The organism is Enterobacter cloacae complex sp. 342H5 (assembly GCF_050030905.1).
Classification (GTDB): domain Bacteria; phylum Pseudomonadota; class Gammaproteobacteria; order Enterobacterales; family Enterobacteriaceae; genus Enterobacter; species Enterobacter intestinihominis.
Genome location: NZ_JBLGVB010000001.1, coordinates 360,647 through 372,619 on the forward strand (window position 1 = coordinate 360,647; position 11,973 = coordinate 372,619).

The window sequence follows — 11,973 nt, forward strand, 5'->3', positions numbered from 1 at the left end:
AGCGCCACCCGGCAACAGCGCCCTCAGTTCTGCAACACCGACGACACCAGCAGCTGGGTATACGGATGATGCGGATCGTCGAGCACCCGGTCGGTTAACCCACTTTCCACCACCTGACCTTGCTTCATCACCAGCAAGCGGTCCGCCAGCAGGCGCGCAACGCCTAAATCATGGGTGACAATCACCACCGCCAGGTTCAGCTCCACCACCAGGCCGCGCAGCAGGTCGAGCAGGCGCGCCTGCACGGATACGTCCAGCCCGCCGGTCGGTTCGTCCATAAACACCAGCTTCGGATGGGTGACGAGATTGCGGGCAATCTGTAAACGTTGCTGCATGCCGCCGGAGAAGGTGGTCGGCAGGTCGTCGATGCGCGAGGCGGGGATTTCAACTTCCTCCAGCCAGTGCTGCGCCGTGGCGCGGATATTGCCGTAGTGGCGTGCGCCGGTGGCCATCAGCCGTTCACCGATGTTGCCCCCCGCTGACACCTGACGGCGCAGGCCGTCCATCGGGTGCTGATGCACCACGCCCCACTCGGTGCGCAGCAGGCGGCGGCGCTCGGCTTCGCTCATGCCGTACAGCGATGCGCCCTCATACAAAATGTCGCCATTCTGCGGCGTCAGGCGCGCGGAGATGGACTTCAGCAGGGTGGTTTTACCGGAGCCGGACTCGCCGACGATGCCCAGCACTTCGCCCGGCCACAGCTCAAACGACACGTCGCTAAAGCCTTTGCCCGGCGCATAAAGGTGAGTCAGGTTGTTAACCGAAAGCAGCGGTTTCATTGGCTGTTCGCCTCGCTCTGTTGGCGGCAGTAATCGGTGTCGGAGCAGACAAACATCCGTTTGCCCGTGTCGTCCAGCACCACTTCATCCAGATAGCTGTGTTTGGATCCGCAGATGGCGCACGGCTCGTCCCACTCCTGCACCGTAAACGGGTGATCGTCGAAATCCAGGCTCTCTACGCGGGTAAACGGCGGTACGGCGTAGATGCGTTTTTCACGTCCGGCACCAAAAAGTTGCAGGGCGGGCATCATGTCCATCTTCGGGTTATCGAATTTCGGGATCGGCGACGGGTCCATCACGTAGCGGCCGTTCACCTTCACCGGGTAGGCGTAGGTGGTGGCGATATGGCCGAAGCGGGCGATGTCCTCATACAGTTTGACCTGCATGATCCCGTACTCTTCCAGGGCGTGCATGGTGCGGGTTTCGGTTTCCCGCGGCTCGATAAAGCGCAGCGGCTCCGGGATCGGCACCTGGAAAATCAAAATCTGATCTTCCGTCAGCGGGGTTTCCGGGATGCGGTGACGGGTCTGGATCAGCGTCGCGTCTTCGGTTTTTTCAGTGGTGTTGACGCCCGTTACGCGCCTGAAGAAGTTGCGGATCGACACGGCGTTGGTGGTGTCGTCTGCCCCCTGGTCGATGACCTTCAGAACGTCCGCTTCGCCAATCACGCTGGCGGTGATTTGAATACCGCCGGTGCCCCAGCCGTAGGGCATCGGCATTTCGCGGCCGCCGAACGGCACCTGGTAGCCGGGGATCGCCACAGCCTTAAGGATGGCGCGGCGGATCATGCGTTTAGTTTGCTCGTCCAGATAGGCAAAGTTGTAGCCGCTTAAGTTAGCCATTGGCGCGCTCCCGTTGCAGGCGTTTCAGCAGTTCCAGTTCGGCCTGGAAATCGACGTAGTGCGGCAGCTTGAGGTGCGAGACAAAGCCCGCGGCCTCAACGTTATCCGCGTGGGCCAGCACGAACTCTTCGTCCTGTGCCGGGCCTGCAATATGCTCGCCGTAGTCCGGCGCCTGGAGCGCACGGTCAACCAGCGCCATCGCCATCGCCTTGCGCTCGCTCAGGCCATACACCAGCCCGTAGCCGCGGGTAAAGTGTGGATCTTCATTCTCTGGCGCGACAAAACCGTTGACCATTTCGCACTCGGTCATCAGCAGTTCGCCGATGTTCACCGCAAACCCCAGCTCTTCTGGCACAATTTCGACATCGAGATAGCCGCTGCGGATCTCTGCCGCGAACGGGTGGTTGCGCCCGTAGCCGCGCTGCGTGGAGTAGGCCAGCGCCAGCAGATAGCCTTCGTCGCCGCGCATCAGCTGTTGCAGACGGGACGAGCGCGAACAGGGATAGACCGGCGGCGTGCGGGTGATGTCATCCGGCGTGCTGCCGGTGTCTTCTTCCGCCTTCGCCAGCCCCTGGTTTGCCAGCAGGCTAAAGACGTGCGGGGAGGCGTCTTGTTCAGCATCAGAGGCGCTGAGCTGCGGTGTTTCACCGTTTGCCAGCAGAGCGAAGTCCATCAGACGATGGGTGTAGTCGTAGGTGGGGCCAAGCAGCTGGCCGCCAGGAATATCTTTATACACCGCAGAAATACGGCGCTCTAAACGCATTTCCGCCGTATTTACCGGCTCGCTCACCGCCAGCTTCGCAAGCGTTGTGCGGTAAGCGCGCAGCAGGAAGATGGCTTCCACGTTATCGCCGCTGGCCTGTTTCAGCGCCAGTGCCGCCAGCTCACGGTCCGCGATGCCGCCTTCGGTCATCACGCGGTCGACGGCCAGGTTTAACTGCTGTTCAATCTGGGCGACGCTCAGCTCGGGAAGAGCGTCATCCCCCCGGCGTCTGTGCGCCTGCAAGGCATGGGCGGCGGCGATCGCCTTCTCGCCCCCTTTGACGGCAACGTACATCAGCACACCTCCACGTGGGTAGTTCGCGGGATCGCCAGCAGGCGCTCGCCGCAGGTCAGGAGCAGGTCAATGCCGAGCGGGAACGGATGCGGACGCTCGGTCAGCTCATGGATGATGCACTCCGGCAGCTGGGGGGCGACCATCCGCTCGTCGGCGATGCCTGCACCCGTCAGGCGAAGCATGCGACCACCGCTCAGGCTGGAGACTTGCAGGATCAGCGTGGCGCTAGTTTCCGGTGCGACGGCGCTGCCTTCGCTCAGGGCGTTAAGCTGCTCGTGGCTGATTTGCTCGTCTGCCACGGCGAAGACCGCCTGCTGGGGCTGCTCGACCAGCGGCGCGTTGGTATGAAAGCGCAGGTTCTGGCTGGCGATATCGTTCAGCAATGCCCCTGACAGCCATACCGGCGTGTCGTTGTCCGCCAGCGTCAGCAGCACGCTGGTAGAGGCGAGATTCAACGGCAGCCAGCCCTGCGAAAGCTGGTGCAGCGAGACGATCACGCCGGGCTCGCTCATGGCTTTCAGCAGGCGACGGAAACTCTGTTGGGCATCCTGGACGGCCAGGGTAAAGGCAGGTTGAAGCGTCATGCGTTGTCTCCGCGAACGAGCGTAAAGAAGTCGACCCGGCTGGTATTCACTTCGGCCTGACGCGCGGCAAGGCGTGCGGCGCGGTCAGCTTCCAGCGGGGCAATAAGGGTTTCCATTAAGGTCTGAAAATGCGGCTGTTCCTGTAAAAGCGCGTCGATAACCGCGCAGCGCTCGGCGTGCGTTTTGTCGCGTCCAAGTACGTAGCCGTAGCCCAGCGTGCCGCTGCTCAGGCGGATCACCGCGCGGGTGAGGGTGGCATCGCCGGCGAAGAAGCGCTCGCCGGTGCCGCCCATGCGTGCCTGGATCTGCACCAGGCCGATCTCCGGCGCGCGGATCGTGTCGTAGTCCGGCGTCAGGCCGAGCGCGTTCATGCGGGCAGCCAGCGCAGCAGGCTGGCTGTGGGCCAGCACGCGCATCCAGCGCTGACGAGTGGAGGTGTCGAAGTGCATTCAGTGCTCCATGGTAAATTCAATCATGTCGGCGCGGGTCAGGCTGACGGAGTATTCCGTTGCGTTGACGTCGCCGTCACGGTGGTTGAGGGTGCGCACGCAGAGCAGCGGGGCCATGTTGGGGATCTCCAGTACCTTGCTCTCTTTAGCCTGCGCGCGGCGGGCGCTGATGCGCGTCTGGGTGCGTTTGAGCGCGATACCCGTCGCCTCCTGAAGAAAATCATGCAGGGAACCGCTGGCGAAATGTTGCAGCACGGGCCAGAGGGAGAGGTCCGCGAAGTAGTGGTCGATCTGACAGACCGCCACGCCGTTCACCCGGCGCAACGTGCGCAGGTGAACGACGTTGTCGCCCTCCTGAATCCCCAGCGCGTCCGCTACGTGGCGGGAGGCCGGGCGCAGGACAGACAGCAGCTTTTCGCTGGTGGGGTGGCTGCCCTGATCGAGCAGGTTCTGGCTAAAACGCGCCTGAGCATTGAGCGGGTAGTCAAACGGACGCATCAGCACCAGCACGCCGACGCCCTGACGACGCTGGACCCAGCCGCGTTCCACCAGCTGATCGATGGCGCGACGCAGGGTGTGGCGATTCACTTCGTAGCGGTCGGCAAGCTGCTGCTCGGCAGGCAGGTAGTCGCCGCACCGATAGTGCGTGCGCAGCTCCACTTCGAGCTTTGCCGCAATCTCTTGCCAGCGGGTAGGGTAACTGGTCGGATGTCTGGATAAGTGCATACCAATCAAAGCCTCGCTTCTCCGATGAAGTGCTTACGCAAGCGTTGAGAGAGGAAATCCAGCAGGCTGACGGTGACGATGATAAGCACCATCAATGCGCAGGTTTGCTGGAACTGGAAACCGCGAATCGCTTCCCACAGGGTGACGCCAATACCGCCTGCGCCCACCATGCCGACCACGGTGGCGGAGCGAACGTTGGACTCGAAGCGGTATAGCGAATAGGAGATGAGCAGCGGCATGACCTGCGGCAGGACGCCGTAGAGGATCTCTTCGATTTTGTTCGCGCCGGTTGCGCGGATGCCTTCCACCGGGCCGGGCTCGATGGCTTCAACCGCTTCGGAGAGCAGCTTGGAGAGTACGCCGGTGGTGTGGATGAACAGCGCCATCACGCCAGCGAACGGACCCAGGCCGACGGCGACCACGAACAGCATCGCAAAGACCATTTCGTTGATGGCGCGACAGGCGTCCATCAGGCGACGCATCGGCTGGTAGATCCACCACGGCACGATGTTTTCGGCGCTCATCAGGCCAAACGGAATGGAGAGGATCACGGCGAGGGCGGTGCCCCAGACGGCGATTTGCAGGGTGGTGGCCATTTCACTGAGGTAGTCCTGCCACTGGCTGAAGTCCGGCGGGAAGAAGTCGGCGGCGAAGGTCGCCATGTTGCCCGAGTCCCTGAAGAGCAGCAGCGGATCCATCTCCGCGCCCTTCCAGGAGATAACGAGCACCGCCAGCAGAACGGCCCAGCTTATGAGCGAGAACCAGCTGCGCTTTGGCGGCGGGAGGGTGATGGTTTGCATGTTGGCTCCTTAATCTGTTCTCCCTCTCCCTGTGGGAGAGGGGACTTGAGTTACTGCACCGCTTTATTCACGCTGGTCATCGCCCCGAGCGCGGCGGTCAGGCGGTCGAGATCGTCCAGCTGCGCCTGAATTTCCGACACTTTGCTGGTTTTCTCTTCTTCCTTCAGACCTTTGTTGTCCTTCACGCCCTGCATCTGTTTAAACAGCGCCAGCTGGCGAATCGGCACCAGCTGCAAATCGCTGGACGCGCGGAACGGTGCCCAGCCCAGGTGCGCCAGCACCGCTTTCTCTTCCGGCGTTTTGCCGTAGTTCATAAAGAAGTCGTAGACCTTGTCTTTGGTGCTTTCGGAGAGGTTTTTACGCCACACAATCGGGTCGCCCGGGATCAATGGCGATTTCCAGATCACCTTCAGCGCTTTCAGCTTGTCCGGCGCGGAGGTCTTCAGCTTGTCGAGGTTTTCAGTGTTGTTGGTGGCAACGTCTACCTGCTTGTTCGCTACGGCCAGGGCGTTGGTTTCGTGGCTGGCGTTGACCGTGCGCTTGAAGTCGCTGGCGGAGATGTTGTTTTTCGCGAAGACGTAGTAACCCGGGACGAGGAAGCCGGACGTAGAATTCGGGTCGCCGTTACCAAAGGTCAGCTCTTTGCGTTTGGCGAGCATATCGTTGAGGTTGTTGATCGGGCTGTCTTTGTTAACGATCAGCACGCTCCAGTAGCCCGGGGAGCCGTCTGCTGCAACGGTCTGGGCAAAGACCTGGCCGTTGGCGCGATCTACCGCTTCCATGGCAGAGAGGTTGCCGTACCACGCGATGTCGACTTTGTTGAAGCGCATTCCCTGGATAATGCCCGCGTAGTCCGGGGCGAAGAAGGCGTTCACTTTGATCCCCAGTTTGGTTTCCATATCTTTCAGGAACGGTTCCCACTGCGGCTTCAGGTTTTGCTGTGATTCCGTTGAAATGATGCCAAAGTTCAACGCTTTTTCCTGTTCCTCTGCCCAGGCCGGGCTTAACAGGGTGCTGATGCTGAACATGCTGGTGAAGGCCAGCGCGGCAACGGCTTTGTAGTTCATTTCCATTCCTCGTTATCGGGGCGTTAAGCAGCCTGCGCGCGTTCTTCGACGCGGTTTACGCTGCGGTAGAGATGATCAAAACGTTCGTTATCAAACTGATGGCTGGCGCCATCGAAGAACACGTGGCCCTGACGCAGGGCGACGATGCGCTCGCAGTAGCGCAGGGCGTAATCCACCTGATGCAGCGTCACCACCACGGTGATGCCGTCGTTCTGGTTGATGTCGCGCAGGGTTTCCATCACGATGCGGGCCGATTCCGGATCCAGCGAGGCGATAGGCTCATCGGCCAGAATGATTTTGGCTTTCTGCATCAGGGCGCGGGCGATGGCGACGCGCTGCTGCTGTCCGCCGGAGAGCGTTGAGACGCGCTGGTGGGCAAAATGCGCCATGCCGACGCGGGTCAGCGCCTGTAAGGCTTCTTGTTTCTGGGAAGGGGAGAACCAGCGCAGGCAGGTGCGCCAGAACGGGGTGCTGCCGAGCGCGCCAATCAGCACGTTCTCGAGCACCGTCAGGCGGTTCACAAGGTTGAACTGCTGAAAGATATAGCCCGTCTGCGCGCGGCTTTTGCGAATATCGCTCGCCAGACGCCCCGCATGTTGCACGGTGTTACCCAGCAGCTCGACGCGGCTTTCCGGCGTTTTGTCACAGGTAATGAGGCCGCTTAAGTGACGAAGAAGGGTGGATTTTCCTGAACCGGATGGCCCCAGCAGCGCCACCATTTCGCCCTGCTGGACGGTCAGATCAACGGCATGCAGCGCCTTGTTGTGATGGAAGGTTTTGCTCAGTTTCTCGACGCGAATGACAGTTTGCATGTGCTGGGCCTCACGATAAATGTGGCCTCATGCTGGCGTATCAATATGACATTCAGGTTAAGTGTTGGTTGCGGGAGTTTGAAGAGTTGAGGGGGATTTGATGACAATCACCGTAGGCCCGGTCAGCGCAGCGCCACCGGACGCTGTTGCCGGATGCGCTGCGCTTATCCAGCCTACGATTTAACGACGTTAATCATCCACGGCACGCCGTATTTGTCGGTCACAGTGCCGAATCCGTGCGCCCAGAAGGTCTCCTGCCAGGCCATTTCAATATTGCCGCCATCGGCGAGGTTGTCGAACCAGCGCTTGCCTTCCGACACATCCTGGGTGTCGAGCACCAGTGTGAAACCCGCGTATTGCGCGCTGCTGCCAGGCGGTATCCCGTCGCTCATCATAATGTCGCTGCCCGCGATGCGGACGTTAGAGTGGGCGATGGCGGTATCCGGGAAGTTCATGCCGGACGGACAGCCTTCTTCGCTGTTTTCGTCTTTAGGCATTTCGCCGAAGGTGATTTTGTAGAGGAGTTCTGCGCCGACGGCCTGCTGATAGAAGGCGGTGGCCTCCGCACAGTTGCCGGCGAAAGAGATGTAGGGACTTAACGGCATAATCTTTACCTCACGTAAGAAAAGCCCGTTAAGTGTAGTTCCCGGACGCCCGGTAAGCGAAGCGTCACCGGGCGGGTCAATCAGTTCTTTTTCACGAACTCAGATTTCAGTTTCATCGGACCGAAGCCGTCAATTTTGCAATCGATATTATGATCGCCTTCAACAAGACGGATGTTTTTCACTTTGGTACCAATCTTCAGCATGGAAGAACTGCCTTTTACCTTCAGATCTTTCACAACGGTAACGCTGTCGCCGTCTGACAGCAGGTTGCCGTTCGCATCTTTCACAATCAGCGTATCGCTGTCCTGCGCAGGCTCCGCATCGTTCCATTCATGGGCGCATTCCGGGCAAACGAACATGCCATTGTCTTCATAGGTGTATTCAGAATTGCATTTCGGGCAGTGTGGAAGTTGCATGTTGGTATCCTCAAAAGTGTTAACACGCTGGAAAACGCCAGCTAAATGACGGCAGTGTGCCGAAAAAGGCAGCGAGTATAACGCAAATCCCCACTTTTGTCGGTGATATTGTTTTAGAAAAATAGCGCAAAAATGCGTAAAAGATGACACGAACTGTCAGTGAATTAAGGGAAGCTTATGCCCTGCACAGCAGTGATCGTTATGATGATAAATATATCGAATATTTTATTACAGCAAATTGCTACGCTGTGCCATTTCGGATAAGGTGAAGGAACAAGCCGTTATTTATCTATCCTTTCTGATGCTATACATCTTTTGGTGTCAGGGAATACCTCTCTTTTTTGGTGGGTAAATAACGATGATATCTCCTGATGTTTCCTGAAAATGCGTTTTGTCTATTTACTTTTGGTCTTCTGACCAGAGGGATGTTTTACACGTATTAGAAGGGTGAGATTTAAATTCTCATTATCTTCAGTTACTTGTATTAAATGAACATGTTTTCCATACGTGATCATATAAGCCTGAACAGTATAATTAAAAAAACGTTGCTTAATAAAAGTAATAAATTTGCGTTAAGGGAAGGCTTTTATCATGCACACACAGACCATATTTGAATTAAGCCAGGAAGCCGAACGTTTGTTACAGCTGGCTCTGAACAATCTTGATTCATTAAAATCAATGCCGATTGCAAAGCTGGATAGCACAGCCGCTGCCATGAGCGGCGTTAATAACAACGTTTTGCCATTACATTTTAGCGCGCGGGGTGTCGACGCTCAGCAGGCGTTGCTGAATAACGAATTACGCAAAATAACCCGCCTCGAAATGGTGCTGGCGATTGTGGGTACCATGAAAGCGGGAAAATCGACCACCATTAATGCGATTGTGGGCACGGAAGTGCTGCCGAACCGCAATCGTCCGATGACGGCGCTGCCCACGCTGATCCGCCATACGCCGGGCCAGAAGGAGCCGGTGCTGCATTTTTTGCACGTTGCGCCCATTGATACCCTGATTTCCCAGTTGCAGACGAAATTGTGCGATAAAGATCGCGGCAAGCTGGCGCGGCGTCTGGAAATCGACAAGGACATGAATACGCTGCTGGAGCGCATCGAAAGAGGTGAGGCGTTCGGAAAACATCACCTGGGCGCGGAGCCCATCTTTCATTGTCTGAAAAGCCTGAACGATCTGGTGCGGCTTTCGCAGGCGCTGGGTGTGGAGTTTCCTTTTTCTGAGTATGCCGCGATTGAACATATTCCGGTGATTGAGGTGGAATTTGTGCACCTCGCCGGTCTGGATGCGCATCTTGGTCAACTGACGCTGCTCGACACGCCGGGGCCGAACGAGGCCGGTCAGCCGCACCTGCAAAAAATGCTCAGCGAGCAGCTGGCGCGCGCCTCCGCCGTGCTGGCGGTGATGGACTATACCCAGCTTAAATCCATTTCCGACGCCGAGGTTCGGCAGGCAATTTCGGCGGCGGGGAAATCCGTGCCGCTTTACGCCCTGGTCAATAAATTCGATCAGAAAGATCGTAACAGCGACGATGAAGAGCAGGTTCGGGCGATGATTTCCGGCACGCTGATGAAAGGGAATATTTCTCCGGGACAAATTTATCCGGTCTCTTCCATGTGGGCCTACCTGGCAAACCGCGCCCGCTATGAGATGAACACCCATGGGCGGCTTCCCGATCATCAGGATCAGCGTTGGGTGCAGGATTTTGCCGAGGCCGCGCTGGGCCGCCGCTGGCGTACGGCCGATCTCGACGATAGTGACCATATTCGCCATGCGGCGGATCTGCTGTGGGAGGATTCGCTGTTCGAACAGCCCATCCGCAAGCTGATTTACGCGGCTTACGCCAACGCCTCGCTGTTCGCCCTGCGGTCGGCATCGCATAAGCTGCTGAACTATGCGCAAAATGCCAGAGAATACCTGGATTTTCGCCATCAGGGACTGACGGTCGCCTTTGATGAGCTGGAGCGGAATATTAAGCGCCTGGAAGAGGACATGGCGATGCTGCGTCAGCGGCAGAGCGTAGTGAGCGATGAGGTCCAGCATGAAGTTGAAGAGGCGCTCAACGCAGCGGATACATTTCTGCTTAGTCAGAAAGGCGAACTTCACCAGGCGCTGGACGACATGTTTAGCCGCCCGTTAATTCTTGATTTAGCCGGGCGCGAGCCATCCAGCATGCGTACAGACGACACGGATGGGAACCAGCAACTGGTGCTTGACGATGAAGGGCAGGCACAGATTGTCCTGAGCAAGATCCGATCGTCATGCGAGCAGATTTTGCTGAATGCGCAGAGCAGAATTAGCCGGGAGCTGGCGTTACGCTTCGATCAGCTGGAGTCTACGCTCGCCCGATCGTTGAATGAGGCGATGCGCCCCATCGAGATGCAAATTAAGGAACAGCTCAGTCATGCCGGCTTTCGGGCGCGGATTAGCTTTCCGGCGTTTCAGGCAAACCAGCTTAACTTCAATACGCGCGGCTTATTTAATGATGCCATTGTGCAGGACACCCCTCCCGCCAGTCAGCCTGCAGGGGCGGGCAGCGTACGTAATACCGTCTCGCGCTGGCTCAATCATCCCGGCTGGGGCTGGGAAGCGTATGTGGAGACGCGCACCCGATATGTCATCGATATCGCCCAGCTTCATGGCAAATTTACGCAGCATACCGATCAGTTTTGCGATCAAATACGTAAAGCTTTGGCCGCGCAGGTCGATGTCTCTGTTACGGCAGGTATGGCAACGTTCTTTGCAGAGTTTTCGTTGTGCCTGACCGGGTTACAGGAAAGCTTGCGTGATAGCCTTGCCGTGCGGCAGCAGAATGAGCATTCAACCCGGGCGCTTAGCCAGTTGTTGAAGCAAAGTATGACCACAGCGGCGTGGATTCAGGAAGATACCCGACTGTTACGCGATGATATTCAAACCTTATTCGCGGCAGAGCAACCATGACAACACAGCTACTGGACGGTCCCGGGCGGACGCTGGAGTGTATTCATCCAAAATTTATGGTCGATTTGGTCCAGGGGGCGGATGCTGCTCGTCACACCCTCCTGGGGCCACAGCAACTGCAATTTCGTGAGCGTTTGACGCAGGAGATCGTTACGCAGACCCGGTTGCGGCCATGGGCAATGGCGGGAATGCTCAACGAAAATGCAGCACTGCGGCTGGGTCTGGCGGAGAAACTGGCCGGTATGCTCGACCCTGGACACCTGGCGCTGACCCGCATGTCCGACAAGCTGGTAGCCCTGCGCCAGCAGGTTAATCCACGCCTCCCTCAACCTTCCGGATTGTTGCAACAGTACGAGGCGCTCTCCGCACATTTCAACCAGCGTGCCGCCTATAAAGAGAAAGCGCTCGCGCAGCGCGGCCTTACGGTTCAGGCGGGCGAGCACAGCGAGCAAATTTTTACCCGCTGGCGAGCCGGGCAGTATGACGGCTGGTCGCTGGCTGGCCGCTGCTTTATCGTGCTGGAAGAGTTGCGCTGGGGCGCGTTTGGCGATGCCTGTCGTCTGGCGAATAGTGATGTGGCGGCCATGCTGAAAGATAACCTGCGCAGCATGGCCGCAAACTATCTGGCACAGGGGATTAACGCTTCTCCCACCACCCGGCATTTTTACCATCAGTGGCTGACGACGCCCGCTTCTCCTGGTCTGATGGATTATAAAGATATGCTTGGCTGGCTGGGGGACTGGTGTCAGGCGGATAAACATCCGGTGAGCTGGTCAGTGACGCAGAGCTGGCAAACGGTCGCGCTGGGTATGCCGAGACTCTGTTCGGCAAAACGGCTGGTGGATGGCATGGTGGAAGAGATATTTAGTGCGTGATTGCCCCCTCTTTTT

The 11,973-nt window shown here is 58.0% G+C and carries 13 protein-coding genes; 2 read left to right on the plus strand and 11 right to left on the minus strand.

Going from position 1 to position 11,973, the window contains the following annotated elements; all coding sequences use genetic code 11:
* Nucleotides 1–23: 23 nt before the first annotated feature.
* The 11 genes from phnK to ACQG03_RS01810 form a co-directional block, all read right to left on the minus strand.
* Complete coding sequence (gene phnK, locus ACQG03_RS01760) at nt 24–779, minus strand: phosphonate C-P lyase system protein PhnK (protein ID WP_006177354.1); 756 nt, start codon at nt 777–779, stop codon at nt 24–26.
* Nucleotides 776–1,621, minus strand: coding sequence for an alpha-D-ribose 1-methylphosphonate 5-phosphate C-P-lyase PhnJ (phnJ, locus tag ACQG03_RS01765; RefSeq protein WP_023299113.1), 846 nt, complete (start codon nt 1,619–1,621; stop codon nt 776–778). Before phnJ ends, phnK begins: the two co-directional genes overlap by 4 nt.
* On the minus strand, nt 1,614–2,678 hold the full coding sequence (locus ACQG03_RS01770) for a carbon-phosphorus lyase complex subunit PhnI (RefSeq protein ID WP_022646782.1): 1,065 nt from the start codon (nt 2,676–2,678) through the stop codon (nt 1,614–1,616). The genes phnJ and ACQG03_RS01770 overlap by 8 nt, the downstream gene beginning before the upstream one ends.
* Nucleotides 2,678–3,262: a phosphonate C-P lyase system protein PhnH gene (gene phnH / locus ACQG03_RS01775; RefSeq protein ID WP_023305278.1), complete on the minus strand. Its 585-nt coding sequence runs from the start codon at nt 3,260–3,262 to the stop codon at nt 2,678–2,680. The genes ACQG03_RS01770 and phnH overlap by 1 nt, the downstream gene beginning before the upstream one ends.
* Nucleotides 3,259–3,711: a phosphonate C-P lyase system protein PhnG gene (phnG, locus tag ACQG03_RS01780; RefSeq protein ID WP_023299115.1), complete on the minus strand. Its 453-nt coding sequence runs from the start codon at nt 3,709–3,711 to the stop codon at nt 3,259–3,261. Before phnG ends, phnH begins: the two co-directional genes overlap by 4 nt.
* A complete protein-coding gene (gene phnF, locus ACQG03_RS01785) occupies nt 3,712–4,437 on the minus strand; it encodes a phosphonate metabolism transcriptional regulator PhnF (protein WP_022646784.1) in 726 nt (241 codons plus the stop codon).
* A 5-nt stretch (nt 4,438–4,442) separates the two neighbouring features.
* A complete protein-coding gene (gene phnE / locus ACQG03_RS01790; RefSeq protein ID WP_426726065.1) occupies nt 4,443–5,237 on the minus strand; it encodes a phosphonate ABC transporter, permease protein PhnE in 795 nt (264 codons plus the stop codon).
* A 50-nt stretch (nt 5,238–5,287) separates the two neighbouring features.
* On the minus strand, nt 5,288–6,304 hold the full coding sequence (gene phnD / locus ACQG03_RS01795; RefSeq protein WP_022646786.1) for a phosphonate ABC transporter substrate-binding protein: 1,017 nt from the start codon (nt 6,302–6,304) through the stop codon (nt 5,288–5,290).
* A gap of 23 nt (nt 6,305–6,327) precedes the next feature.
* On the minus strand, nt 6,328–7,116 hold the full coding sequence (phnC, locus tag ACQG03_RS01800) for a phosphonate ABC transporter ATP-binding protein (protein ID WP_003860210.1): 789 nt from the start codon (nt 7,114–7,116) through the stop codon (nt 6,328–6,330).
* A gap of 173 nt (nt 7,117–7,289) precedes the next feature.
* Nucleotides 7,290–7,721, minus strand: coding sequence for a VOC family metalloprotein YjdN (yjdN, locus tag ACQG03_RS01805; RefSeq protein WP_022646788.1), 432 nt, complete (start codon nt 7,719–7,721; stop codon nt 7,290–7,292).
* 80 nt (nt 7,722–7,801) lie between these two features.
* Nucleotides 7,802–8,137 (minus strand): zinc ribbon domain-containing protein YjdM, encoded by a 336-nt coding sequence (locus ACQG03_RS01810; RefSeq protein WP_022646789.1) that lies wholly within the window; start codon nt 8,135–8,137, stop codon nt 7,802–7,804.
* 591 nt (nt 8,138–8,728) lie between these two features.
* On the opposite strand from ACQG03_RS01810, the gene crfC reads away from it, so the two are divergent.
* Both crfC and ACQG03_RS01820 read left to right on the plus strand, forming a co-directional pair.
* Nucleotides 8,729–11,083, plus strand: a complete 2,355-nt coding sequence (gene crfC / locus ACQG03_RS01815) for a clamp-binding protein CrfC (protein ID WP_022646790.1) — start codon at nt 8,729–8,731, stop codon at nt 11,081–11,083.
* Nucleotides 11,080–11,958, plus strand: a complete 879-nt coding sequence (locus tag ACQG03_RS01820) for a diguanylate cyclase regulator RdcB family protein (protein ID WP_022646791.1) — start codon at nt 11,080–11,082, stop codon at nt 11,956–11,958. The genes crfC and ACQG03_RS01820 overlap by 4 nt, the downstream gene beginning before the upstream one ends.
* The last annotated feature ends 15 nt before the right edge of the window (nt 11,959–11,973 follow it).

Excerpts from the sequence above, each read along its gene's own strand:
- phnK (WP_006177354.1), bottom strand. The coding sequence starts at position 779 with ATGAAACCGCTGCTTTCGGTTAACAACCTGACTCACCTTTATGCGCCG.
- phnJ (WP_023299113.1), bottom strand. The coding sequence starts at position 1,621 with ATGGCTAACTTAAGCGGCTACAACTTTGCCTATCTGGACGAGCAAACT.
- ACQG03_RS01770 (WP_022646782.1), bottom strand. The coding sequence starts at position 2,678 with ATGTACGTTGCCGTCAAAGGGGGCGAGAAGGCGATCGCCGCCGCCCAT.
- phnH (WP_023305278.1), bottom strand. The coding sequence starts at position 3,262 with ATGACGCTTCAACCTGCCTTTACCCTGGCCGTCCAGGATGCCCAACAG.
- phnG (WP_023299115.1), bottom strand. The coding sequence starts at position 3,711 with ATGCACTTCGACACCTCCACTCGTCAGCGCTGGATGCGCGTGCTGGCC.
- phnF (WP_022646784.1), bottom strand. The coding sequence starts at position 4,437 with ATGCACTTATCCAGACATCCGACCAGTTACCCTACCCGCTGGCAAGAG.
- phnE (WP_426726065.1), bottom strand. The coding sequence starts at position 5,237 with ATGCAAACCATCACCCTCCCGCCGCCAAAGCGCAGCTGGTTCTCGCTC.
- phnD (WP_022646786.1), bottom strand. The coding sequence starts at position 6,304 with ATGAACTACAAAGCCGTTGCCGCGCTGGCCTTCACCAGCATGTTCAGC.
- phnC (WP_003860210.1), bottom strand. The coding sequence starts at position 7,116 with ATGCAAACTGTCATTCGCGTCGAGAAACTGAGCAAAACCTTCCATCAC.
- yjdN (WP_022646788.1), bottom strand. The coding sequence starts at position 7,721 with ATGCCGTTAAGTCCCTACATCTCTTTCGCCGGCAACTGTGCGGAGGCC.
- ACQG03_RS01810 (WP_022646789.1), bottom strand. The coding sequence starts at position 8,137 with ATGCAACTTCCACACTGCCCGAAATGCAATTCTGAATACACCTATGAA.
- crfC (WP_022646790.1), top strand. The coding sequence starts at position 8,729 with ATGCACACACAGACCATATTTGAATTAAGCCAGGAAGCCGAACGTTTG.
- ACQG03_RS01820 (WP_022646791.1), top strand. The coding sequence starts at position 11,080 with ATGACAACACAGCTACTGGACGGTCCCGGGCGGACGCTGGAGTGTATT.